22 protein-coding genes are annotated in these 25,198 nt (G+C 42.6%); 1 reads left to right on the top strand and 21 read right to left on the bottom strand.

Going from position 1 to position 25,198, the window contains the following annotated elements; translation table 11 throughout:
- Positions 1 to 7: 7 nt before the first annotated feature.
- From gatA to ACDZ29_RS12785, 9 genes are all read right to left on the bottom strand, one after another.
- Positions 8 to 1,468, bottom strand: a complete 1,461-nt coding sequence (gene gatA / locus ACDZ29_RS12825) for an Asp-tRNA(Asn)/Glu-tRNA(Gln) amidotransferase subunit GatA (RefSeq protein ID WP_375090960.1) — start codon at positions 1,466 to 1,468, stop codon at positions 8 to 10.
- 12 nt (positions 1,469 to 1,480) lie between these two features.
- Positions 1,481 to 1,771, bottom strand: coding sequence for an Asp-tRNA(Asn)/Glu-tRNA(Gln) amidotransferase subunit GatC (gene gatC / locus ACDZ29_RS12820; protein ID WP_289318226.1), 291 nt, complete (start codon positions 1,769 to 1,771; stop codon positions 1,481 to 1,483).
- Positions 1,772 to 2,171: 400 nt separating this feature from the next.
- Complete coding sequence (locus tag ACDZ29_RS12815) at positions 2,172 to 3,341, bottom strand: CamS family sex pheromone protein (RefSeq protein ID WP_375090959.1); 1,170 nt, start codon at positions 3,339 to 3,341, stop codon at positions 2,172 to 2,174.
- 11 nt (positions 3,342 to 3,352) lie between these two features.
- Positions 3,353 to 5,359: an NAD-dependent DNA ligase LigA gene (gene ligA / locus ACDZ29_RS12810; RefSeq protein ID WP_375090958.1), complete on the bottom strand. Its 2,007-nt coding sequence runs from the start codon at positions 5,357 to 5,359 to the stop codon at positions 3,353 to 3,355.
- 103 nt (positions 5,360 to 5,462) lie between these two features.
- Entirely contained in the window at positions 5,463 to 7,709 is a 2,247-nt protein-coding gene (pcrA, locus tag ACDZ29_RS12805) for a DNA helicase PcrA (protein ID WP_289318229.1), read from the bottom strand.
- Positions 7,710 to 7,770: 61 nt separating this feature from the next.
- Positions 7,771 to 8,454 carry a heptaprenylglyceryl phosphate synthase gene (locus ACDZ29_RS12800; protein ID WP_289318230.1) on the bottom strand — a complete coding sequence of 228 codons (684 nt, stop codon included), beginning with the start codon at positions 8,452 to 8,454 and terminating at the stop codon, positions 7,771 to 7,773.
- A 231-nt stretch (positions 8,455 to 8,685) separates the two neighbouring features.
- The gene (locus ACDZ29_RS12795; RefSeq protein WP_034306094.1) at positions 8,686 to 9,000 is read right to left on the bottom strand and encodes a YerC/YecD family TrpR-related protein; all 315 of its coding nucleotides are present in this window, start codon (positions 8,998 to 9,000) and stop codon (positions 8,686 to 8,688) included.
- A gap of 26 nt (positions 9,001 to 9,026) precedes the next feature.
- A complete protein-coding gene (locus ACDZ29_RS12790) occupies positions 9,027 to 10,064 on the bottom strand; it encodes a DUF3048 domain-containing protein (protein ID WP_375090957.1) in 1,038 nt (345 codons plus the stop codon).
- A gap of 43 nt (positions 10,065 to 10,107) precedes the next feature.
- Positions 10,108 to 11,853 (bottom strand): adenine deaminase C-terminal domain-containing protein, encoded by a 1,746-nt coding sequence (locus ACDZ29_RS12785; RefSeq protein WP_289323484.1) that lies wholly within the window; start codon positions 11,851 to 11,853, stop codon positions 10,108 to 10,110.
- Between the two features lie 147 nt (positions 11,854 to 12,000).
- Here ACDZ29_RS12785 and ACDZ29_RS12780 point away from each other — a divergent pair, with 147 nt between their 5' ends.
- The gene (locus tag ACDZ29_RS12780) at positions 12,001 to 12,243 is read left to right on the top strand and encodes a YgaP-like transmembrane domain (protein WP_375090956.1); all 243 of its coding nucleotides are present in this window, start codon (positions 12,001 to 12,003) and stop codon (positions 12,241 to 12,243) included.
- Positions 12,244 to 12,316: 73 nt separating this feature from the next.
- Here ACDZ29_RS12780 and purD read toward each other — a convergent pair whose 3' ends face one another.
- From purD to purE, 12 genes are all read right to left on the bottom strand, one after another.
- Positions 12,317 to 13,591: a phosphoribosylamine--glycine ligase gene (gene purD, locus ACDZ29_RS12775; RefSeq protein WP_289323482.1), complete on the bottom strand. Its 1,275-nt coding sequence runs from the start codon at positions 13,589 to 13,591 to the stop codon at positions 12,317 to 12,319.
- 19 nt (positions 13,592 to 13,610) lie between these two features.
- A complete protein-coding gene (purH, locus tag ACDZ29_RS12770; RefSeq protein ID WP_289333633.1) occupies positions 13,611 to 15,146 on the bottom strand; it encodes a bifunctional phosphoribosylaminoimidazolecarboxamide formyltransferase/IMP cyclohydrolase in 1,536 nt (511 codons plus the stop codon).
- Positions 15,147 to 15,164: 18 nt separating this feature from the next.
- Entirely contained in the window at positions 15,165 to 15,740 is a 576-nt protein-coding gene (gene purN / locus ACDZ29_RS12765; protein WP_289323480.1) for a phosphoribosylglycinamide formyltransferase, read from the bottom strand.
- A complete protein-coding gene (gene purM, locus ACDZ29_RS12760; protein WP_289318237.1) occupies positions 15,740 to 16,765 on the bottom strand; it encodes a phosphoribosylformylglycinamidine cyclo-ligase in 1,026 nt (341 codons plus the stop codon). The genes purN and purM overlap by 1 nt, the downstream gene beginning before the upstream one ends.
- A gap of 42 nt (positions 16,766 to 16,807) precedes the next feature.
- A complete protein-coding gene (gene purF, locus ACDZ29_RS12755; RefSeq protein WP_289323479.1) occupies positions 16,808 to 18,223 on the bottom strand; it encodes an amidophosphoribosyltransferase in 1,416 nt (471 codons plus the stop codon).
- Positions 18,208 to 20,430, bottom strand: a complete 2,223-nt coding sequence (purL, locus tag ACDZ29_RS12750) for a phosphoribosylformylglycinamidine synthase subunit PurL (RefSeq protein ID WP_370013692.1) — start codon at positions 20,428 to 20,430, stop codon at positions 18,208 to 18,210. Before purL ends, purF begins: the two co-directional genes overlap by 16 nt.
- Positions 20,414 to 21,100 carry a phosphoribosylformylglycinamidine synthase subunit PurQ gene (purQ, locus tag ACDZ29_RS12745; RefSeq protein ID WP_289323477.1) on the bottom strand — a complete coding sequence of 229 codons (687 nt, stop codon included), beginning with the start codon at positions 21,098 to 21,100 and terminating at the stop codon, positions 20,414 to 20,416. The genes purL and purQ overlap by 17 nt, the downstream gene beginning before the upstream one ends.
- A complete protein-coding gene (gene purS, locus ACDZ29_RS12740; protein WP_289318241.1) occupies positions 21,097 to 21,351 on the bottom strand; it encodes a phosphoribosylformylglycinamidine synthase subunit PurS in 255 nt (84 codons plus the stop codon). The genes purQ and purS overlap by 4 nt, the downstream gene beginning before the upstream one ends.
- Positions 21,344 to 22,063 carry a phosphoribosylaminoimidazolesuccinocarboxamide synthase gene (gene purC, locus ACDZ29_RS12735; RefSeq protein WP_098370357.1) on the bottom strand — a complete coding sequence of 240 codons (720 nt, stop codon included), beginning with the start codon at positions 22,061 to 22,063 and terminating at the stop codon, positions 21,344 to 21,346. Before purC ends, purS begins: the two co-directional genes overlap by 8 nt.
- A gap of 103 nt (positions 22,064 to 22,166) precedes the next feature.
- On the bottom strand, positions 22,167 to 23,459 hold the full coding sequence (purB, locus tag ACDZ29_RS12730; protein ID WP_289323476.1) for an adenylosuccinate lyase: 1,293 nt from the start codon (positions 23,457 to 23,459) through the stop codon (positions 22,167 to 22,169).
- Complete coding sequence (gene purK, locus ACDZ29_RS12725; protein ID WP_289323475.1) at positions 23,456 to 24,616, bottom strand: 5-(carboxyamino)imidazole ribonucleotide synthase; 1,161 nt, start codon at positions 24,614 to 24,616, stop codon at positions 23,456 to 23,458. The genes purB and purK overlap by 4 nt, the downstream gene beginning before the upstream one ends.
- Entirely contained in the window at positions 24,600 to 25,088 is a 489-nt protein-coding gene (gene purE, locus ACDZ29_RS12720) for a 5-(carboxyamino)imidazole ribonucleotide mutase (RefSeq protein ID WP_289318245.1), read from the bottom strand. Before purE ends, purK begins: the two co-directional genes overlap by 17 nt.
- Positions 25,089 to 25,198: the final 110 nt, after the last annotated feature.

Below are 25,198 nucleotides of genomic sequence, written 5' to 3'. Positions count from 1 at the left end.
TCACCCCTTACAGCTTAGGAAATTGTTTATGAAAATCTGTTGCTTGCTCAAAAGCGTGAGCTGCGCGGTAAATAGTGCTTTCATCAAAATGCTTTCCAATCATTTGCAGTCCAAGCGGAAGCCCATTCGCTGCGAATCCACATGGCACGGATATACCTGGTACACCAGCAAGATTGACTGGAATCGTTAAGATATCATTCGCATACATCGTTAATGGATCGGCGACTTTTTCACCAATTTTAAATGCAGGCGTAGGTGTAGTCGGACCGACGATGACATCATATTTTTCAAAGACATCTTCAAAGTCCTTTTTGATTAAAGTACGGACTTTTTGAGCCTTTTTATAATAAGCATCATAATAACCTGAACTTAAGGAGAAAGTTCCAAGCATGATACGGCGTTTCACTTCGTCACCGAATCCTTCTGCACGAGTTTGCTTATACATTTCTATAAGAGTTTCTGCATTATCCGTACGATGTCCGTAACGCACACCGTCAAAACGCGAAAGGTTAGCCGAAGCTTCCGATGAAGATAGCAGATAATAGGCAGCTAAGGCATATTTGGAATGCGGCAAGGATACCTCTTCCCATTCAGCTCCAAGTCCTTCTAATACTTTTAACGCTTCAAGAACCGAATTACGTGCCTCTTCGCCAACACCTTCACCAAGATATTCTTTAGGCACAGCTATTTTCAATCCTCTAACATCGCCTGTTAACGAATTCACAAAATTCGGCACATCAACGTTTGCAGAAGTCGAATCCATTGGATCTACTCCTGAGATAGCTTCAAGCAAATAGGCATTATCTTCGACCGTTCTTGTAATCGGACCGATTTGGTCCAATGAAGAAGCAAACGCTACAAGTCCGAAACGGGAAACCCGTCCATATGTAGGTTTTAAGCCGACAACACCACAATATGCCGCTGGTTGGCGGATCGATCCACCCGTATCGGAACCTAAAGAGAATAGGACTTCTCCGGAAGCGACGGACGCAGCCGAACCACCTGAAGAACCGCCTGGTACATAATCCGTATTCCACGGGTTGCGTGTCGCCTGAAATGCAGAGTTCTCATTTGATGAACCCATCGCAAATTCATCCATATTCAATTTCCCGATCGTCACCGTTTCTGCCTGCTGCAGCTTTTGAACGACGGTTGCATCATAAATTGGATCAAAGTTCTCCAAGATCTTGCTTGCACAAGTCGTTCGTAAATTTTTAGTGACAATATTATCCTTCACTCCGATTGGCATACCAAATAAAGCGCCTTCGTTCTCGCCTTTTACCAATTGATCATCCAATCGTTTTGCTTGATCGCGGGCGTTTTCTTCATCAAGTGTCAAAAATGCCTTCACCTTGTCCTCTACCTGTCCAATGCGCTCATACGATTCGTTTACAAGATCAGTGACACTGATCTCTTTCTTATGTAAGCGTTCATGAAGCTCAGAAACCTTTTGTTCGAACAACGACATCATTGTCCCCCCTTATTCAATTATAGATGGTACACGGATATATCCTTCTTTGCTATCCGGTGCATTTTTCACTACTTCTTCTACTGGCAATCCTGGTTTTGCGACATCTTCGCGCATAACATTTTTCATATCTAAAACGTGAGAAGTCGGGTTTACTTGATCCGTATCAAGCTCATTCAACTGCTCCGCAAATGAAATCATTTGGTCAAGCTGATGCTGAAACTGTTGTGCTTCATCTTCCGTAATTGCCAAACGAGCCAAATGGGCAACGTGTTTAACTTGTTCCATAGAAATACGTGACATTCTCTTCACCTCCGAAAAAATATCCAAATCGACTGAATTCCGTCGCTATTCTCCATAAAATCATCGTTTAAATCATATCAAACTATTACACAGTAAAGCAACTAGAGAAACAATGTCGAAATTCAATTATTTCTCAAGGAAAAAGAGATATTTTCCGGGAAATATGGGAAAGTTGTCGGAATTTCCGGGGAAATGACAAGAAAGCCTTTAATATTCGACATATGTTCCCCTTTTTAAGTATTCACTTCCTTATTAGGAAGGGTTTACTTTCTACTATATGTGTCTGTTCCTGCTTAAAGGTTATTTTGAAATTTACCTTATCTCCGGAAGAATAACTTATGAAAAGTGGATTTCAGAGATTGTCGCAAAAAAAGATGAAGCCGTTAAGCTTCATCTTTTTTCATTCATATATATGCACGGTTGGTTCGTCCTGATTTGCTTCTCGGACAATGAGAGCTTCAGGTCCATTTACAGAGGTAATGGATACTTGTACGGCAATATAGTTAGGGAAACGTTCCATTACAAGCCCAGCAACATATTGGGTAAAGCCAATCGCTTCCGAGTTCCCATAAAATTGAATGGGGATATCGATGTTCAGACTTTGTAATTGATCATCCATATAGAACGCCCTGCCAATGACTCCGTTAAAGTTAGGGAAAAATTCTTCGACATCTTCTTTAAAGTTCGTGAAAGTATTGACGTCATCACGGTATTTTTTTTCAGCAGCAGCAGAAGGAAATAGGAAATACTCTTCGTCCAAGTTCGTCCACTTTCCAATATTGTCAGAGTTTTTATCAATATTCGTATAGGAAATGAAATTCCCAGGAACTACTGAGGATTTTTCATTTTGCTCGAATAAGGCAATCGTAATCGGAACATTTTTCAGCTTGTCCATTTTACGTAGCCTCTTTAAGACTTCTGCAGCAATTTTCTCCCCTTCTTGCTTTACCTTTTTACTATCGATTGTCTTTTCATAGGTGGCACCGTATGCCTCTTTTTGATAGTAATGCACTGAATTCAACGCAAGACCTATTACAACCCCGCCTAGGCTCACTGAATTATCTTTTGTTTTGACTAAGTAATTATGTTCTAAAATATGAGCAAGATAGATTGGATTGTCTTTATTCCGCTTATCGATGTCCCCTTTACCTGGATCAACCGGATTCAAGCCGACGTTGTCTGATGCTTTCTTTTTCTTTTCTTTCAACTGACTATTGGTATATTTTCTGTTCAGCCAGGAAGATATTTTGGAACTATCAAGCGTTTGCCCCTCTTGAAATAGGTATTCTTCCGGGTCGAATTGGGTTTGGGCCAACCGCATCAATCCATTTTCGAATTCTTCAATATCATATCGGGTATTTAGATTAGATACGACCAAACCGCGTGCTTTTGATGGTTCAAACGGTAGGATCGTTTGATAATATTCTTCCGAAATTTTGTACTTCGGAATAATTGCCGTCTCTTTTTTGTCTTTGGAGTCTTGAACTACCTCTTGCTTATCCTCAAAACTAGGCGCACAACCAGCAAGAAGCAGTATAAGAATCATCCCCAAAATAGAGTGTTTCCTCATAGCTACACCTCTTATTTTTTTAGTTCCTCAATCAGTCTCTCTTCATCCCATACCATGACGCCCAGGCTTTCCGCCTTTTCCAGTTTGGAACCGGCATCTTCGCCAGCTACGACCAAATCGGTTTTCTTGCTGACACTTCCAGCAACGTTAGCTCCCAGCGCCTCTAATTTTTCTTTTGCTTCATTACGTGTTAGCTGATGCAATTTACCCGTTAAAACGACTGTTTTACCGGCAAAAACGGAATCGATTTCTTCAATGGGAACAGCCCTTGGCCCTTTAAAAGTAAGATTCACACCGGCTGCCTCCAACTCATTCAGTAACGCATGAACTTCTTCCAATTCAAAATAAGCTACGATGGAATCCGCCATCTTTTCCCCTATTTCATTAATGGACGTTAGTTCTTCACGGCTCGCCTTGCTTAAGGCTTCCATTGTCCCGAACTCCCGTGCAAGTGTTTTGGCGGCTTTCGAACCGACATGGCGAATGCCTAGCCCGAATAGTAATTTTTCCAATGAATTGGTTTTCGAAGCTTCGATTGCTTGAAGGAGTTTATTGACTGATTTATCCCCCATCCTTTCCAATGCAATCAGTTGATCGTATGTAAGCTTATAAATATCAGCCACATCTTGTATGAGTTCTTCTTTAAACAACAAGCTAATCACTTTTTCACCGAGACTGTCTATGTTCATTGCTGTCCGGGATACAAAATGAATCAAGCCTTCCCGTATTTGTGCAGGACACTTCGGATTGATGCACCGTAAGGCAACCTCCCCGTCCAGCCGAACGAGTTCGCTGCTGCATTCCGGGCACTCAGTCGGCATCTGAAACTCGACTTCTTCCCCTGTACGGCGCTCTGCCAGTACATTGACCACCTCTGGAATGATATCGCCAGCTTTTTTCACGACCACTTGATCTCCAATCCTTATGTCTTTTTCACGGATTAAGTCTTCGTTATGAAGTGAAGCTCGCTGCACAGTCGTACCAGCTACCCGAACGGGATCCAAAACGGCAGTTGGGGTCAATACACCCGTACGGCCAACATTCAGCTCGATATCCCGTAGGGTTGTAATGACTTCTTCAGCCGGGAATTTATAAGCAATTGCCCAACGCGGACTTTTTGCGGTAAAACCTAATTCATCCTGCTGTTCAAGGGAATCCACCTTTACGACAATCCCATCAATATCATAGGCCAAGTTCGGACGTTGTTCCGTCCATTCTACTATATAAGCTAGTACTTCCTCTATATTCGAGCATGTTTTTCTTTCCCGGTTCGTCTTAAAGCCAAGCCTATCCAGCAAATCCAGACCCTCACTGTGGGAACGGACCCCGGTTTCTCCTACATCGGCAATCGCATAAAGGAAAATATCCAAGTTCCGTTTAGCAGCAAGTTTCGGGTCAAGCTGCCTTAACGAACCAGCAGCTGCATTCCGTGGGTTAGCAAATGGTTCTTCCCCACGTTCTTCCTTAGCCTCATTTAAAGATTCAAATGATTTTTTTGGCATGAATGCCTCACCGCGCACTTCTATCGCAACCGGCTCCCGCACCTTCAATGGAATCGACTTGATCGTTTTCAGGTTAGCTGTAATATCTTCACCGATCGTTCCATCTCCACGGGTTGCCCCTCGTACGAAATATCCATTCTCATATTGAAGTGTGACGGCTAGTCCATCAATTTTCAATTCACATACATAGGAGAAATCGTCACCAACAGATTGTCTGACCTTTCTGTCGAAATCCCGTAAGTCACTTTCATTGAAGGCATTGCCTAAACTAAGCATCGGCGTGGTGTGCTCCACTTTTTCAAACATATCCAAAATGGCCCCACCGACCCGTTGTGTCGGAGAGTCAGCCGTTTGCAGTTCCGGAAATTTTTCCTCATACTCAATAAGTTCACGGAGTAGCCGATCATATTCAGCATCAGGTACTGATGGCTGGTCCATCACATAATATTCATAGCTGTATTGGTTCAATAAAGTTTGCAGTTCTAGAACTTTCTTCTCTGCAGCTTGTAAGTCCATACGTTCAATCCTTTCTAAAGAAGACTCCACCGCACTTCTTATAGAAGAGCGGTGTCTAAAGTCAGATATCCCTATTCTTTACCAGTAGAAGCATATTAATAGCTTAAGCTTTTTCAACCGGTGCAAATTTCGCCAGTAGGCGCTTGATGCCGATTGGACTTGGAAAAGCAATATCCAATTCCTTCCCTTCGCCTTCCCCTTTTACGCTCACCACGGTTCCTATCCCCCATTTTTTATGGGATGCACGGTCACCGACAGCCCAGCCAATCTCTTCACCGCCCGTTGCGGATGGTGCAGAAACAGCTCTTCCAAAGGCAGGAACTTTTCTTGTGGAAGCTGTTGAAGGAGATCCAGTTCTCGAAGAACTGAAAGGTGTTTGCCTAGCTCGAGGAGCCGGTTTCGGTTTTAGATCTTCAAGAAGCTCCTCTGGTATTTCACTGATGAACCGTGAAACTGGGTTCATACTCGTCCGTCCATACAATGTCCGCATTTGGGCATTGCTTATGAATAGCTCATTTTCAGCCCTTGTAATTCCCACATAAGCCAGACGGCGTTCTTCTTCCATCTCCTCTTCATCCATGAGCGAGCGGCTGTGAGGGAAAACCCCTTCTTCAAGGCCCAATAAAAAGACCACCGGATATTCCAGTCCCTTCGCGGAATGCAGCGTCATCAACGTTACCGTATTTGTAGCTTCTTCGGAATTCTCATCAAGTTGGTCTATATCCGCAACCAACGCCAGGTCAGTTAAAAAGCCAACCAATGACTTGTCCTCGCTGTTACTTTCGAATGCCTTCGTTACAGATAAAAACTCATCTATATTTTCAAGCCGGCTTTGTGATTCAATCGTTTTTTCTGCCTGCAGCATCTCACGGTAACCGGTTTTCTTAATGACTTCCTCCACCAGTTCCGTCACGGATAGGTACTCCTGCTGATTTGTATAGTTAGTGATCAGCGTATGAAATTCCCTTGCCGCTTTGGTAGCCTTACCGCTTATCCCTACCATTTCCACGGATTCGAGTGCTTTATAAATGGAAACATCATATTGATCTGCATAATCTGCCACTTTGTCCATTGAAGTTGCACCAATTCCGCGTTTTGGTACATTGATTACACGGCGAAGACTGATGTCATCATCAGGATTCGCAATAAGGCGCAGATAGGCAAGTAAATCCTTAATCTCTTTACGGTCGTAGAACTTAGTGCCCCCGACTATTGCGTAGTTTATATTGGATTTAAGCAGAACTTCCTCCATGACACGTGATTGTGCATTTGTTCTATACAGAATTGCTATATCGGAATATTTCCTGCTGCCGGCCTGAGCTAACTCATTTATCTTTCCGGCTACAAATTGCGCTTCCCCTTGTTCATTGTCTGCACGGTAATAGAAAATCTTATTACCATCTGCATTCTCGGTCCAAAGATTTTTCGGTTTTCGGTTTTGATTGTTATCGATGACCTTATTCGCCGCTTCTAGAATCTTTTTCGTCGAGCGGTAATTCTGTTCAAGGAAAATCATGTTGGCATTCGGGTAATCTTTTTCAAATGAAAGGATATTCGCAATATCCGCACCGCGCCAGCGATAGATCGATTGATCGGAATCCCCGACAACACAAAGATTACGGAAGCGTGAAGCCAGTAGTTTAACAAGCATATATTGAGCCCTGTTCGTATCTTGGTACTCATCGACATGAATGTATTGAAATTTGCGCTGGTAGTATTCAAGCACTTCCGGTACCAGTTGGAACAATTGAATCGTCATCATGATCAAATCATCGAAATCGAGCGCTGAATTTTTCCGCAACCGCTTTTGGTATTCCGTATAAACATCGGCAGTTACTTTAGTGAAGTAATCAGACGCCGTCTTCAGGTACTCTTCCGGCCCGACCAATTCATTTTTAGCTGAACTGATGCTACCCAAAATGGCACGGTAATCATATTTCTTCGTATCCATATTGCGATCTTTCATAATTTGTTTAATGACCGATTGCTGATCCGTCGTATCCAATATCGAGAAGTTCCTATTAAAACCGATACGATCAATATCCCTCCGTAAAATGCGGACACACATCGAGTGGAAAGTCGAAATCCAGATATCTTCGGACGCACCGCCAAGTATGGCACGGATCCTCTCCTTCATTTCACGTGCAGCTTTGTTGGTAAACGTGATTGCAAGGATATTCCAAGGTGCTATTTCCTTCTCGACCATCAAGTAAGCTATTCGGTGAGTCAGCACACGCGTCTTTCCACTTCCTGCCCCAGCCATGATTAAAAGTGGACCATCAGTTGATTTAACTGCTTTTTGTTGCTGTTCATTCAAACCTATTAGTAATTTTTCCGCTAAATATTGCATTATCACACCACCTATACGAACATTCGTTTCTGTTTTAGTATACTATATTTATTCCAAGTTTTCATTTAACTGCCGTAACTGTTGCTAGTGCCACTTTCAAATCTTCATAAATCACATTTCCGACAACGATAACATCCGCAATCTTAGACATCTCTTTAGCCTGTTCAACCGATTTAATCCCACCGCCATAGAATAATACTGTATTCTCCAGACTCTCTTTGGCCGCTTCCACCATCTGAACATCGCCATAATCACCGCTGTATTCCAGATAAAAAATCGGCAGGTTGAACATCTTTTCTGCCATCATCGCGTATGCTCCCACATCATCCATATCCAAATCGGTATTGGCTTTCGTCAATTGGGCCGCCTTGCACTCAGGATTCAGGATACAGTACCCTTCAACGAAAATTTCATCCCAATTCAAAAGGTATCCGTATTCTTTGACTGCTTGCTGATGCAGTTTCATCATCCAATCCGGATTGGTGCTATTCAGAACACTCGGAATGAAATATAAATCAAACCCTGGCGTCACCGTTTCAACAGAAGAAATCTCCATCACACATGGGACGGTATATCGTCTGACCCGTGCCATTAAATGAAGCACATTCTCAAGCGTGATTCCATCCGTTCCCCCGACCATGATTGCATCAGTACCCGATTCACAGACTTTTTCAAGGGCTTCATCACTTATTTCTTTATTTGGATCGAGTTTGAAAACATGTTTCCACTCGCGAAAATCGTACATAATAATCCTCCATTCACACTTCCCATTAACCATTATAGCATTAAGATTTTTCATTAAAAATGAGAAGTATTGATAAAATGTTTACCAAATGGAACCCCCTGAATCTAAAATCCAATATAACATGGATACGGCTGAAAGACAGCAGACAAAGAAAGCGCTAAACTCAAAATAAAAAGCCGGGAAATGAATTCCTCGGCTTTTTCTAATTCACCATATAAAAAATCTAAAGCATTAAGATTCAGTTGTTTCCTCAACGTTATCCTTAATCCGGTTAAGAGCCATTGAATAAGCGTCATTTCCGTAATTCAAGCAGCGTTTCACCCTGGAAATCGTAGCCGTGCTCGCACCCGTTTCCGTTTCGATTTTATGATAGGTCTTACCTTCTTCAAGCATCCGGGCTACTTCAAGACGCTGTGCTAATGATGAAATTTCATTAACTGTGCATAAATCATCAAAAAATCGATAGCATTCGTCCAAATCACGCAAGGAAAGGATCGACTTAAACAGCTGATCCGTTTCTTTTCCCCTTAACTTATCAATTTGCATGTTACTCCCCCTCAATTTCATGGGTATCAAAATGTGACGTCTCCTACTAAACCAGGTTCATTCGGAATAATATTGACCCAAGTTTTCCCTGGAATCAACCCTACTTCTTTATCGTTTTTCACTGGTGTAATCCGACCATCCTTATTAACCCATTCTACTTCATTCGCTTTTCCTTTTTGAAGTAAATAACCTTTTCCACCACTTTTCAAGTCGATTGTACGACGTCCTTTATCGTCAATCACTTGATGAGTGGCCTCAATGATCAATATATTATCCAGTAAAATCGGTTTATTCGATTTATGTTCGACTGTTTGCTCACCATTCGAATAACGATTATATTTCTCTTCCGTGGCTTCGTATTCATACTTTACATCATACTCGTCTGATCCGTAGGATATCTCGGTTTTCACTGCCGGTTCCCCTTGAAGGCCAGCCGCCTCTTCCTTTGTAAGGAAAGCATAAGGCTCCGGTGCACCATTCATCTCAAAGCCCTTATCCTTCGCGCCTTTTTGGATATCCTCAAAAGAGATGTAGGAATTATGCGGTGCTTTTCGATCTGCCGAACGTTGAAACAAAGTACCATCATAATATAATCCGTTCAAGTTATCAATATAACCTTTGTCCAGCATGGTCTTTGCCTCGGGGCTATACCCATGACACACATAGATGCAATCCATGCCTTTAGCCAATTCGATATAATAGTCCCTTGCACTCCGAATCGGACCGATTTGGCTTGGCATTTCACTTTGGAAGATAGCTAAAAATCTGGTTATGTCACCTTCTGCGAGCATTTCATAGACAATATCGGCTTCTGAGAGGCCCGATTGCGGGCGTGCTTTTGGATGATTATTAATCATCACTGCTACGGCCCTTTGCTCACTGACTTCTTCGGTGGCTATACCTGTAAGTGGAAACTCATTGGAAGGTTCATTTTTCACATCTGTATTTTTGATGACAGCCTGATCTTTCGGTTTACTGTCATCCGATGCAGGATCTTCTTTCGTCGAACAGCCTGCCAGCAGTAAAATAGAAATAACGATGAAAAGAACTCTCTTAAAATTCATCTTTCCACTCCTCCGATTTATTAGCCATTTCTTCTCTTATATTTTAACGCATTATAGTGGGAAAGAGTATAGTTTTATTCATAACATCATACACTCCCCGCTGGGTCAGCCTTATATATGGCAGATGGGTTGTCGAAAAGAATGAAAGGGTATACACAGGATCGGCGAAGCGATACCCCCTGTCACGCAGCAAATTTTTCAATTCATTTTCTTCTTCTATCAGTTCAGGAACCTCTTTGGTGGACATGACCCCCTTTAATTTCAGAGGAAGTTCATGGATCACCTTTCCGTGTTCCGTTAAAATGATTCCACCGCCAATCTCCTTCAGCCGGTTAAATGCCAAATGCATATCCTGTTTCCTTTTACCGATTAGTATGATATCACCGGTATTGGTATAAGAGCCGGCAAAGCCACACAACTTATCCGCAAACCCCTTTAATATCGTATTGATGCGCCATTTCCCTTCCCGATCGATAAGCATGAAAAAGCATTCATCATCCTCAAAGTTCAGCTCTTCATGCCCAACATCATTGGAAAGAGAGTACGGTTTAGTAATTACATTATTGACCAATTCAATTCCAAACGGCATGGAAAATTCAAAATCTTCCTTTAAACTAAGATCCCAGTCAAGATCAAGTGGTTTAAAATCGAAATCACTCCATTCGATTTCCTGTGAATCGGGTATGATTTCACCATCCCTTTTCACCCATTTCCCTTTTGCCATTACCGAAACCGGTGCAGGTTCCTTTACATCAGTCAGGAAGTTGATGTTCGCTACCCTTCCAGTGGCAATATTGCCATGAAGGTACTCAATGTTATAATATCGTGCGATGTTGATAGTTGCCATATTGTAAGCATCGATTACCGGAACGCCATGCTCTATCGCTATTTTAATCAAGCAGTCTATGAAACCACCTTCATAAAAGGACGGCGGCGATCCATCTGTCGTATAAAAGAATTTGTCATAATGATCAATGCCCAGTTCATGGATTTCCTGTATCATCTTTGGAAGATCCGGCCGGATCGAAGAATGCCTTAACGATACATAATATCCCTGCAGCAAGCGCGACATGACTTCATCACCTGTCATTGCCTCATGATCACAATCGGCGCCGAACAAGGTCATTTTCGCTAAAGTCTTCTCTGAAGCACCTGGAAAGTGTCCTTCTATTTTCTTCCTCATTCGCTTTGCTTCCTGAATCCAGTGCAACATCATGTCATCCCCATCGAGAAGCTTCGGCCATCCAGTCAGTTCCCCGCCCTGTAATACGGCATCATGCTCCAGCCATGATTTAACGGCCCCATGGGAAAAGACCATGTCTTCATCTATCAATTCCGTTTGTCCGTCAAAACGGCTCCACCAATACATTGTTACAGGAATGTTACGTAATTCTTTCAAAAGAGAAAACGCTTTCTTTTTATCTAACTGCAAAAGAAACGGCAAGTTATCATTGATCAATGTCGTTGTGCCAAAATGAGATGCATAACGTGAAAAAGAAAGGGGATTATATAATTGAGAAGGGTGTGAATGCGGCTCAATATAACCCGGGACTAAGTACTGGTTTGTACAGTCTACCATTTCACAGCGGTCTATATTATCAGGAAGCTTATCGCCAACATATATGATGCGATCATCATATATCCATATATTCGCTTTTACCCATTTTCGTAAAGCCTGATTTAAATAAGTCGTATTTTTAAGCAGAATGTGTGGTGCCCTATTGCCATCCAGCACATCTATATGTTCTCTTAGATGCTTATTTTTCCATCTATAGCGCTGTTCAAGCATTAAACATTCCCCCATAATTTTTTAGAAACAGTTGTATGAAAAAAACCATTTTCAATCCAATTTTATTTCATAGTAACATACTTGCCTCATTAGAACAGTAATGTTATCCAGAATATTGTTAAATTTTTGTGAAGGGATGGACATAAAATGAATTTTAAACAAAATATTAGTATAATAAATGCGTTAATGCGAATTACTTGTGGTTTTACACTTCTAACATGGGCAATGGCTAAAATGGTAAAAAAACCATGGAAAAACCAATCTTATCTATTCGTGGTCATGCTTTCAGCCATGAAAATAGGCGAAGGCATTCTTCGCTATTGTCCTGTCGTCGATGCAATGGAAAACGGACAAAACTTTATGAAAAACGAATCAAAACAGGAAAAATAATCTAATCAATCTGATTCATATTAAGTTTTTTCTAAAGAAGAAGCTGACTCCGCTAAGAGTCAGCTTCTTTATATTATGATGAAAAATTGTATTTTATTGCACGGTAGCCAATATCCGTTCGCCAGAATAAGCCATCTTTCTCAATATGCCCTAACTCTTTATATACTTCAGCTTGGGCAGAGGCCAAATCTTTCCCTTTTGCAGCAACCAAAAGTACACGTCCGCCATTCGAGATGAAATTCCCCTCACTATTGAGAGCCGTTCCAGCGTGATAAACATGGGCATCCGGATCAATCTTTTCCAAGCCTTTAATGATGGAACCCTTTTTATAATCCCCTGGATATCCATCAGCTGCGACGACCACTCCAAGAACGGCTTCTTCATGCCACTCAAGTTGTAAATCCTCTCCAGAAAGAACCGCTTCAAGGGTATCTACGAAATCTGTTTTCAGGCGTGGTAAAACAACTTGCGTTTCCGGATCGCCAAAACGTGCATTGAACTCAATTACTTTCGTACCTTTTTCAGTAGCGATCAACCCGGCATATAATATCCCTGTAAAACGCCGATTTTCCGAAATCATCGCATTTACTGTAGGCTGAAGAATTGTTTCGACTGCGGTCTGAATCATTTCATCGGAAATTTGCGGCACCGGTGAATATGCACCCATTCCACCTGTGTTCGGGCCCTGATCTCCATCAAAAACCCGCTTGTGATCTTGAGCTATGACCATCGGATACACTTTTTCCCCATTCACGAATGCCATCAATGAAAATTCCTCGCCATCGAGAAATTCCTCAATAACGACTTTGGCAGAAGCTTCGCCGAACTTTGCTCCGACTAGCATGTCATGGATGGCATCTAACGCCTCTTCCATCGTCATCGCTACTACGACACCTTTTCCTGCAGCCAATCCATCCGCTTTTATGACGATGGGGGCACCCATTCTTTCAATATATGCCTTTGCTGAATCATAATCAGAAAATGTTTCGTATTCCGCTGTCGGAATGCTGTAGTTCTTCATTAAATCTTTAGCAAAGGATTTACTTCCCTCAATCACTGCAGCACGACCATTAGGGCCAAACACCTGTAAGCCTGCCTCCGTAAAGTCATCAGCAAGTCCATTCAACAATGGGGTTTCGGGCCCAATCACCGTTAATGAAACTGCATTCTTCTTGGCAAAGGCAACCAATTCCTCATGATTGTTTTCATCAATTGGAACAAGAGTCGCAACATCGATCATACCTGGATTTCCCGGTGCTGCAAAAACTGTCCCCACCCGTTTACTTTCAAATAGTTTGCGGGCAATGGCATGCTCCCTGCCGCCCCGGCCAATTACTAGTACATTCATTATCGCACCTCATTTTTGATTAATGTTTAAAGTGACGAATTCCTGTAAATACCATCGCAATTCCATATTCATCAGCTTTCTTGATTGAATCCTGATCTTTTACAGATCCACCAGGCTGAATGATTGCCGTGACGCCCGCTTTCGCTGCCGCTTCTACGGTATCATCCATTGGGAAGAAGGCATCTGATGCCAACGCACTTCCTGTCGCTCTTTCCCCAGCTTGTTCCAGAGCAATTTTTGCAGCTCCCACACGGTTCATCTGCCCTGCGCCAACACCTAATGTCATTTGACCGTTACTTACCACTATTGCATTCGACTTAACATGCTTTACGATTTTCCAGCCAAGTTCCAAGGCTTTCCACTCTTCAGGAGTAGGCTCACGTTTCGTTGCCACTTTTACCTCTGCATCCTTTAAGCTATGTGCATCCCGATCTTGAATAAGTAATCCGCCTTCAATGGAAGTCAATTTACGTTCAGGTTTTTTAACCGCGTCGAAATCGATCGTTAATAAACGAAGGTTTTTCTTGCTTGTTAATACTTCCACTGCCTCATCCGTAAACCCAGGAGCAATGATGATTTCAAGGAAAATTTCATGAAGCCTTTCCGCAGTCGCCTTATCAACTTCCCGGTTCAAAGCAATGATTCCGCCAAAAATGGAAGTGGCATCTGCCTCATAAGCTTTTTCATATGCTTCTAAAATGGTCGCCCCGACACCGACGCCGCAAGGATTCATATGTTTGACAGCTACAGCAGCCGGCTCATTGAATTCTTTAACGATTTGAAGTGCTGCATCAGCATCATTAATGTTGTTGTATGAAAGTTCTTTTCCATGTAATTGCTTCGCTTCAGCAATTGAGAAGACGGAACCAAGCGGTTTTTTATAGAATGCTGCTTTTTGATGTGGATTTTCCCCATAACGAAGCGACTGTTTCAATTCATAGGTAACAGTCAATGATTCAGGGTTTTCTTCATCGGCAAGCTCTGTCATATACTCCGAAATAACAGCATCATATGCTGCTGTATGGCGGAAGACTTTTGCAGCCAGGCGGCGATTCGTGGTTTTAGATACTCCGCCGTTTTGTTTCAGCTCAGCCAATACGGTAGGATAATCTTCGGAATCAACGATAACAGTTACATATGCGTGGTTTTTAGCAGAAGAACGAAGCATAGTCGGTCCACCGATATCGATGTTTTCAATAGCATCTTCCACAGTGACTTCCGGTTTGGAAATAGTCGCTTGGAAAGGATATAGGTTTACACAGACAAGTTGAATGGGTTCAATATTATGCTCTGCAAGCTGTGCTGCGTGATCCTTGTCATCATGTTTTGCCAACACTGCTCCATGGACATTTGGGTGAAGCGTTTTAACACGTCCATCTAATATTTCCGGAAAACCGGTGACATCACTGATTCCAATTACATCAACGCCATTATCCTGAAGCGTTTTTTTAGTACCGCCTGTAGAAATAATTTCAAAACCTGCCTCAATTAAACCTTGAGCAAATTCTACGATCCCTGTTTTATCCGATACACTGATTAAAGCACGTTTCTTCATGTTATGTTGGTCCCTCCATTAAGTAAGTTTCTTGTGGCATAGCTCCTGCAAAACTGGCGGATACATGTCATGCTCCATTTCCTGAATCCTTTTTTGAAGGATGTCTTTCGTATCCCCCTCAAGAATTGGCACTGCCTTTTGGGCAATGATCGGTCCTGTGTCCATTCCATCATCAACAAAATGAATCGTTACCCCTGTTACCTTCACTCCGGCATCAAAAGCCTGTCCAATTGCATCCTTGCCTGGAAAACTAGGCAAAAGTGAAGGGTGGATGTTCACAATCCTCTGTGAAAACTTTTGTAATAATGTCGGACCAATCAAACGCATATAACCAGCCAGAATGATAAATTCTATCTCGTGCTGGCGAAGTTTCTCCAGGATTTCCGATTCATACTCAGTCTTGTTAGAGTAATTCTTAGCTGAAAAGGAGAAAGACTCAATATTCTCAAGATTAGCTCTCTCAAGCACATATGCGTCTTCACGATCGCAAACGACAAGACAGATTTCCGCCTCCAACTTTCCACTTTTTATTGCGTCAGCAATCGATTGGAAATTACTACCGTTACCTGATGCAAAGACAGCAAGGCGCTTCATTATTTAAACGACACTCCATTTCCATCCACAATCGTTCCAATAACCGATGCTTCTTCACCGCAAGACCGTAGATGGGATAGTACATCTGATGCCACTTCTTTTTTCACGACAGCAGTCATTCCAATACCCATATTGAAAATATTGAACATTTCCTCTTTTACAAGGTTCCCTTTTTCTTCAAGGAATGAGAATATAGATGGAATTTCCCAGCTTCCAAGCTCGATCTCAACACCGCATCCTTCAGGTAGAATACGCGGTATATTTTCGATGAACCCGCCACCCGTGATATGGGCAAGACCATTAACATCAAATTTTTCCAATGTCGATAAAACGGACTTCACATAGATTTTTGTCGGTTTTAATAATTCCTCGCCCAACTTGCAATCCAATTCCGGTACGAAGTCATGAAGCCCCATACCTGAGTCTTCAAGAAGGATTTTACGAACAAGTGAATATCCATTACTGTGGATGCCGCTCGAAGCAAGTCCAATAACGACATCACCCGCCGAGATTGCCTCACCCGTAATTAGACGGGATTTTTCAACTGCACCTACAGTAAAACCTGCCACATCGTATTCTTCCGTTTCGTACATGCCTGGCATTTCAGCCGTTTCTCCACCGATTAAAGCACAACCCGCTTGCTCACAGCCATCTGCAATTCCTTTGACGATCATTTCAATTCGTTCTGGATCTGCTTTACCGCAGGCAATATAATCTAAAAAGTATAAAGGTGCAGCACCTTGAACGACAACATCATTGACGCACATAGCTACACAATCCACTCCAATTGTATCGTGCTTATCCATCATGATTGCCAACAATAGTTTCGTACCCACTCCATCCGTACCTGAAATGAGCACAGGTTCTTTAAGGTTCAAGGAAGATAAATCAAACATGCCCCCGAAACCGCCCAGACCATTCATTACTTCTGGACGAAATGTGCGTTTTACATGTTTTTTCATTCGATTTACCGCTTCATAACCAGCCTCAATATCAACACCAGCCTGCTTATATGCATTAGCCATTTGAAATCCTCCTCCGAAAATCAATCATCATTGCCGACTTGATTAACATTTTGTTTTTTCTCGTTCGTACTCAAAAATTTCAGTCGGATAATTTCCGGTGAAACAAGCTAGGCATGAACCGCGCGTTTCTCCAGGAAACGGTCGTCCAATTGCTTCGACCATACCTTCGACGCTTAAAAAAGTTAAGGAATCAGCTTCAATGATTTCTCTTATTTCCTCCACAGATTTAGAGCTAGCAATCAGTTCTTCCTTTTTAGACGTGTCTATACCATAAAAACATGGATTCTTGATCGGTGGTGAGCTGATTACAACATGCACTTCTTTGGCTCCAGCATCTTTTAACATGCGGACAATCCTTCTGCTTGTTGTCCCACGGACGATTGAATCATCAACCATTATGACCCGCTTACCTTCCACGACCCCTCTTACAGGTGAAAGTTTCATCTTCACGCCTTGTTCACGCAGACTCTGTGATGGCTGAATGAACGTCCGTCCAACATACCTATTTTTTATCAAGCCCATTTCATAGGGAATGCCGGCCGCTTCAGCATAGCCTATCGCCGCCGAAATGCTGGAATCGGGTACACCTGTAACTACATCCGCTTCAATTTTGGTTTCCAGTGCCATTTGCTTGCCAAGGTTTTTTCTTGCCGTATGAACATTGATCCCATCAATGTTGCTATCCGGACGGGAGAAATACACATATTCCATCGTGCACATTGCCTGTTGACTTGAAAGCGAAAAGTACTCGGATGTGATTCCCTCATCATTAATGACAACGAGTTCACCCGGCTCAATATCGCGGATGAATTCTGCACCTACAATATCAAGGGCACATGTTTCTGATGCGGCGAAATATGCATCGCCTATTTTCCCCAAGGAAAGTGGACGGAAGCCATGCGGGTCCCTTGCCATGATCATTTGGTTTTCTGTCATGATGACAAAGGCGTAAGCTCCCTTCAGCATGCTTAAACTGTTCTTCACGGAATCTCTGACATCCGAGTAGCCGGACCGTTTAATAAGATGGGCCAGGACTTCCGTATCCGATGTCGTTTGAAAAATGCTTCCCTGTCCTTCAAGCTGTGCTTTTAACTGATGGGCGTTTACTATATTCCCATTATGAGCAAGCGCCAGCCCTCCTGTATGTGAATTGAACAAGAAAGGCTGAACATTTTGATACCCGCCGCCGCCTGCCGTTGTATAACGGACATGGCCGATCGCAGCTTTTCCTGAACCGGAAAGTGACTGCATTTTTTCGGCCGTGAATATCTCTGTGACAAGACCTTCACCCTTGGAGATGGACATCTGCTCACCGTCAGTAACGACGATGCCAGCTCCCTCTTGACCACGATGTTGCAAGCTATGCAAACCGTAGTAAGCCAGCTGTGCTGCATCAGGATGTCCCCAGACTCCAACAACACCACACTCTTCGTTTAGGCTTCTTATTTCAGCAAGCATGGTATGGCTCCCTTCCAAGCTGTTTGTAAATCTTCAACGTCCGCTTCCAATACTTTGCTATCACTGTCTGTTGCCACAACTAATTTATTATCTCCCGTTACTGAGCCAATGCATTTCGCATCTTCAACTAGCGCTTCGAATGCCGTTTGGTTTTCAGGCTTGATGGATAGTAGGAATCGAGATTGCGTTTCACTGAATAATTCCGATACCGGTTCGCCAGCTATATTCACTTTTGCCCCAAGCTTGCTAGCCCCGAATAAAGATTCAGCTAAAGCCACTGCCAAACCGCCTTCCGAAAGGTCATGGGCTGATGCAACAAGTCCTTTTTGGATTGCAGTGAGGATTTGCTGCTGACGTTTTTGTTCAACGGCCAAATCAAGTTCCGGTGCGCGTCCGAAGATTTTACCTTCGAGCATTTTTTGTAACTCACTGCCTCCAAATTCAACTTTCGCTTCGCCGACCACATAAATCAAATCGGCTTCATTTTTAAACGTTTGTGTAGTGATGTGCTGAAGGTCATTGATAAGACCAACCATCCCAACCACAGGTGTCGGATAAATCGCTTCACCGTTCGTTTCATTGTATAGCGAGACATTTCCACCAATTACAGGAGTGCTTAAGCTTCTGCAAGCTTCACTCATACCGTCTGCCGCTTTTTCCAATTGCCAAAATATTTCAGGTTTTTCCGGATTCCCAAAATTCAAGCAATCCGTAATCGCTAAAGGTTCCGCACCCGAGCAAATAATGTTACGGGCTGCTTCAGCGACTGCGATTTTACCTCCCGTTTCAGGATCTAAATAAATAAAGCGGGAGTTGCAATCCGTCGTCATGGCAAGGGCCTTATTTGTGCCCCGGACACGTACCACCGCCGCATCAGATCCAGGTGAGACGACTGTATTCGTACGGACCATGTAATCATATTGATCGTAGACCCATTCCTTACTCGAAATCGTCGGTTGCTTCAATAGTGATACCAATGTTTCTTTATAATCTTCAATGACTGGCACTTCGGCCGTCATGCTTTGGAAATCGCGGAAATATTGCGGTTCTGCAGATGGCTTATGATAAATCGGAGCTTCTTCAGCCAATGCATCCACCGGAACCTCTGCAACGATTTCACCTTGATGCGATAATGTTAGGTTTTTGTCATCCGTCACTACTCCTACGGAAACAGCCTCTAAATCATATTTCGTAAACAAGTCAACGATTTCTTGTTCACGTCCTTTAGTGACAACGATCAGCATCCGTTCTTGTGATTCAGAAAGCATCATTTCATAAGCAGTCATTCCAGTTTCACGCTGCGGTACCAAATCAAGGTTCATTTTAATGCCTGATCCAGCTTTACTTGCCATCTCTGCAGATGAACTTGTAAGACCCGCTGCACCCATATCCTGAATGCCAACAAGGGCATCATTTTGAATCAATTCAAGGCATGCTTCCAAAAGCAGTTTCTCCATGAATGGATCTCCCACTTGGACGGCAGGTCGTTTTTCTTCTGAAGACTCTGACAGCTCTTCAGATGCAAATGTTGCTCCATGAATACCATCGCGTCCTGTTTTGGCTCCCACATACATGACTGTGTTACCTACTCCATGAGCCTGGCCTTTTTTAATGTCTTTATGATCGATCAAGCCGACACACATCGCATTTACCAGAGGGTTCCCTTCATAAGAAGGGTCGAATTGAATTTCGCCTCCGACAGTCGGTATTCCGATACAATTGCCGTATCCAGCAATCCCGGCAACCACTTCTTTAAATAAATATTTAACACGATCATTGTCTAGCTCACCAAAACGAAGCGAATTCAGCATCGCAATCGGACGCGCACCCATGGAGAAGACATCACGGATAATTCCTCCGACACCAGTAGCGGCACCTTGGTAAGGTTCGATAGCAGATGGGTGGTTATGACTTTCTATTTTAAAAACGACAGCCTGATCGTCACCGATATCAACGATACCAGCTCCTTCACCAGGACCTTGAAGAACTTTCTCCCCAGTTATCGGGAATTTTTTTAAGATGGGTTTTGAATTTTTGTAGGAACAATGCTCTGACCACATTACAGAAAACAATCCAGTTTCCGTATAATTAGGCAGTCTGCCTAAGATTTTCTCAACCATTGCAAATTCTTGATCGGACAGTCCCATACTTGCGTACAATCGCTCCGATTTAATTTTTTCCGGACTTGGTTCAAGCTGTAATAACATGTGATTCCCTCCAGTTTTTTACGATGGATTGAAAAATCTTTAAGCCGTCTTTACTGCCAAGCAGTGAATCAACAGCACGTTCGGGATGAGGCATCATACCGAGGACATTTCCTTGTTCATTTGTAATTCCCGCTATTTGTTCCAAGCTTCCGTTTGGATTTTCACCATCATAAGTGAATAAGATGCGGTTATTTCGTTTTAATTCAGCCAATGTTTCATTATCACAGTAATAATTCCCTTCACCATGGGCAACCGGGATCGTAATCGTTTCATTTACTTCATAACCTGTCGTGAACATCGATTGATTATTTTCAACCTTTAATCCAACATTGCGGCAAATGAATTTCAAGCCTTCATTACGGCGCATCGCTCCAGGTAAAAGTCCTGCTTCAAGTAAAATCTGAAAACCATTGCAGACACCCAAAACAGGCTTTCCTGCTTGTGCAGCTTTTACAACTTCGGCCATTACATTCGAAAATCGGGCAATCGCTCCAGAGCGTAAATAGTCTCCATAGGAGAAACCTCCAGGAAGGAGAATTCCATCATACTGATCTAGATTGTCTGTGGAATGCCAAACATACTCCACTTCTTCCCCTAGTGCATCCTTGATCGCATGGTACATATCGACATCACAATTGGAACCAGGGAAAACTATGACAGCAAATTTCATTTGGTGATAACCTCCTCAACATCATAACGGTAAGCTTCAATTACCGTATTGGCCAATAGTTTTTCACACATTTCCTTCACAAGTTGATCTAAATCACGATCCGTATCCTTAATTGTAAGTTCAATGTATTTCCCCACTCGAACATCACTGACTTCGTTATAAGTCAAACTATGAAGTGATTGTTGCACTGCTGCTCCCTGTGGATCTAGTACACTTTCGCGTAGTGTGATATATACTTTAACCTTATACATGTTGAGTGCCCTCCAACTTTGCTAGTATTTTTTCGTAAGCATCTGTTAAACTGCCTAAATCACGGCGGAATACATCTTTGTCTAACTTTTCGTTCGTGTTAATATCCCATAATCGGCAGGTATCAGGTGAAATTTCATCTGCCAGCAGAATGTCTCCATTCGGGGTCTTACCGAACTCTAATTTGAAATCAATCAATTTAATGTCCAATTCTTTAAAGAAGGAAGTTAAGACGATACTGATTTCTTGTGCCTTTTCTTTTAAAATGGCTACATCTTCCTTGCTTGCAAGTTCCAACTCTTCAATATGGTCTTCCGTTAACAGAGGATCGCCGAGCTCGTCGTCTTTATAGTAAAACTCAATCAGCGTTTTCTTGAGCGGCTGGCCTTCTTCAATGCCAGTTCTTTTAGAAAAACTGCCGGCAGCCGTATTTCTGACAACGACTTCAAGTGGGATAATAGATACCCTCTTGACTAACTGCTCCCGGTCGGAAAGCATTTCAATAAAATGGGAAGGGATATTTTCTTGGGCAAGCTTTGAAAATAGTAAGCTAGTAATTTGATTATTCAACTTACCTTTTCCGGCAATCTCTGATTTCTTCTCACCATTAAACGCTGTTGCCGAATCCTTGTATTCCACCCATACTATTTCACTGTTGTCCGTTGCAAAAATCTGTTTCGCTTTTCCTTCATACAACAATTCTCGTTTTTCCATCTGTCCAGACCCCCACATTGTGAATATTATGAATCTTCCTACCATTGATCAGGCTTGGCAAACATATCACCGTTTAGAGGTGCCATGTTTGCCGCCTTCATTTTTATAAACCTAAACGATCAAAGATTACATCAACATTTTTCAGGTGATGTGTAGGATCGAAACAATCATCAAGTTCTTCTTTCGTAAGCAAGCTTGTGATTTTATCATCCTTTTCGATCAGGCTTCTGAATGGAACCTGAAGCTCCCATGCTTCCATCGCCTTCGGCTGAACCGTATCATAAGCTTCTTCACGGACAAGTCCTTTATCGATAAGGGAAAGCAGCACACGTTGTGAGAAAATCAATCCCAGCGTTCGGTCCATATTGCGTTTCATATTTTCTGGATAAACGGTCAAGTTCTTAATTATGTTGCTGAACCGGTTCAGCATGTAGTTTAAAGCGATCGTTGCATCCGGTAAGATGATGCGCTCAGCAGAAGAATGCGAAATGTCACGTTCATGCCATAACGGTACATTCTCAAAAGCTGTCATCATGTAACCGCGGATTACACGAGCCATTCCCGTCATATTTTCAGAACCGATTGGATTCCGTTTATGAGGCATTGCCGAAGAGCCCTTTTGTCCTTTTGCAAAGAATTCTTCCACTTCACGTGTTTCACTTTTTTGCAAGCCGCGAATTTCCACTGCGAACTTTTCAATTGATGTCGCAATTAAAGCCAAAGTGCTCATATAATGTGCGTGACGATCGCGCTGCAATGTTTGTGTTGAAATTGGTGCTGCTTCAAGGCCAAGCTTTTCACAAACGAATTTTTCAACGAACGGGTCGATGTTTGCGTAAGTTCCGACAGCTCCAGAGATTTTCCCAACCTCTATGTTCTTTCTGGCTTCATCAAAACGTTCGACATTGCGTTTCATTTCTTGATACCAAAGTGCCAGTTTCAACCCAAAAGTAGTCGGTTCCGCGTGAACTCCATGTGTACGTCCCATTTGAACCGTATATTTATGTTCTTTCGCTTTATTTTTCAGGATCTCCACGAAGTTATTTAAATCCTTGGAAAGGATATCATTCGCTTGCTTAATCACATATGAAAGAGCTGTATCGACAACATCAGTTGAGGTCAATCCGTAATGAACCCATTTCCGTTCTTCACCCAACGTTTCAGAAACCGCACGTGTAAAAGCAACAACATCGTGTCGTGTATCTTTTTCGATTTCATTGATACGCTCCACATCGAACGTAGCATTTTCACGAAGAAGTTTCACATCTTCTTTTGGAATGACACCTAGTTCAGACCATGCTTCACAAGCTAAGATTTCAACTTCCAACCACGCATTAAAGCGGTTCTTTTCTGTCCAAATGTTTCCCATCTCTGGGCGGGTATAACGTTCAATCATTTTACTTCCTCCGTTTCAACCTGTTGATTCCATATTTTGCTTCGATCACTTTCCAAAAGAGCTTCCTCAATCGTTGGACGTAAAATATTCACATGACCCATTTTCCGCTTAACCTTGGCTTCTTTCTTACCGTAAAGGTGAACCTTCCAATCTGAAAGCGTCGGAATTTCATCCATTAAGGGCCCGATATGCTCACCAAGGATGTTTATCATTACCACAGGCTTCAATAACGCCGTATTTCCGAGCGGCCAATTGCAGACAGCCCTTATATGCTGTTCGAACTGTGAAGTCTCACATGCTTCCATTGTATAATGCCCTGAGTTATGAGGTCTTGGCGCTAATTCATTAATGATGATCTCATCCTGAGCAGTTAAAAACATCTCTACTGCCAATGTCCCCACTAAATCAAGTTTCTCTGCAAGCTGCAAAGCTTCATTAATAGCCTTCCGTTCAGCTTGTTGACTAATACGGGCGGGAACAATGCTTTTATGAAGAATATTTTCGATATGAATGTTTTCCGCTATCGGAAAATGACTTGCCTCGCCATTTGCCTTACGCGTCACAATGATGGAGATTTCTTTTACGAAAGGAATCCAGGCTTCCAGCACACATATACCTGTTTTGAGCAGGGATTCTGCCTTTTTGATATCGGCTTCTTCCTTAATGACCAACTGCCCTTTTCCATCATAACCGCCCCGCGTCGTTTTTAACACACTAGGGTACCCTAATTTCTCTATATGAAGGTAAATTTCTGAAATATCCCGTATTTCCCGATATGGAGCAACAGAAGCTCCTGCATCAGATATCGCTTTTTTTTCAGTTAGTCTATCCTGTGTCAGCTTTAATAATTCTGAGCCCTGTGGCAGAAATGCATGTTGCTTTAACCAATCCAGGGCTTCTGAACTGATATTTTCAAACTCATAGGTTATTACGTCACTGACCTCAGCTAACCTTTTCAATGCTTCGATGTCATCATAAGCACCAATGATTTCAATATCCGCCACTTGTGCACATGGACCTTCTGCAGTCGGCTCAAGGACCGCTATCTTAAAGCCCGATGCCCTAGCCGATAAGGCCATCATCCTTCCCAATTGCCCACCGCCGATAATTCCAATGGTCTGTCCCGGTAAAATGATTGTATTATTTAAGTTGTTCACTGCTCTGTAACACCTTTTCTCTGGTTTCGTCTCGTAAAGCCACTAACCTATCAGCAATGTCAGAATCGAAAGCTGCTAATATTTGGGCCGCAAACAAACCGGCATTGACTGCGCCCGCTTTTCCGATCGCAACCGTTGCAACCGGTACGCCACCAGGCATTTGAACAATCGATAATAACGAATCCATTCCATTTAATGCCTTCGATTGAATTGGCACGCCTATCACAGGGACAATGGTCTTGGCTGCTGTCATACCTGGAAGATGTGCCGCCCCGCCCGCTCCGGCAATAATCACTTTAATGTCTCTCTCTTTTGCACTCTCTGCATATTCAAATAGTAAATCCGGCGTCCTGTGAGCGGAAACGACTCTTTTCTCATAGGGAATCTCAAGCTGTTCCAATGATTCACAAGCGTATTTCATCGTTTCCCAATCCGAGACACTTCCCATAATAACCCCAACTTGCGGTTTCATATCATCTTTCCCTCCAACACTCATATTAAGGCGTCCCGAGTATGCAGATGGACGCTTATCATTATCTATAACATGTAAAATATAAAAAACCGGACAGGTTGCTTCCTCAT

This window comes from Peribacillus sp. RS7, assembly GCF_041956845.1.
Taxonomy (GTDB): Bacteria; Bacillota; Bacilli; order Bacillales; family DSM-1321; genus Peribacillus.
This window is presented reverse-complemented; position numbering and strand designations above follow the sequence as displayed.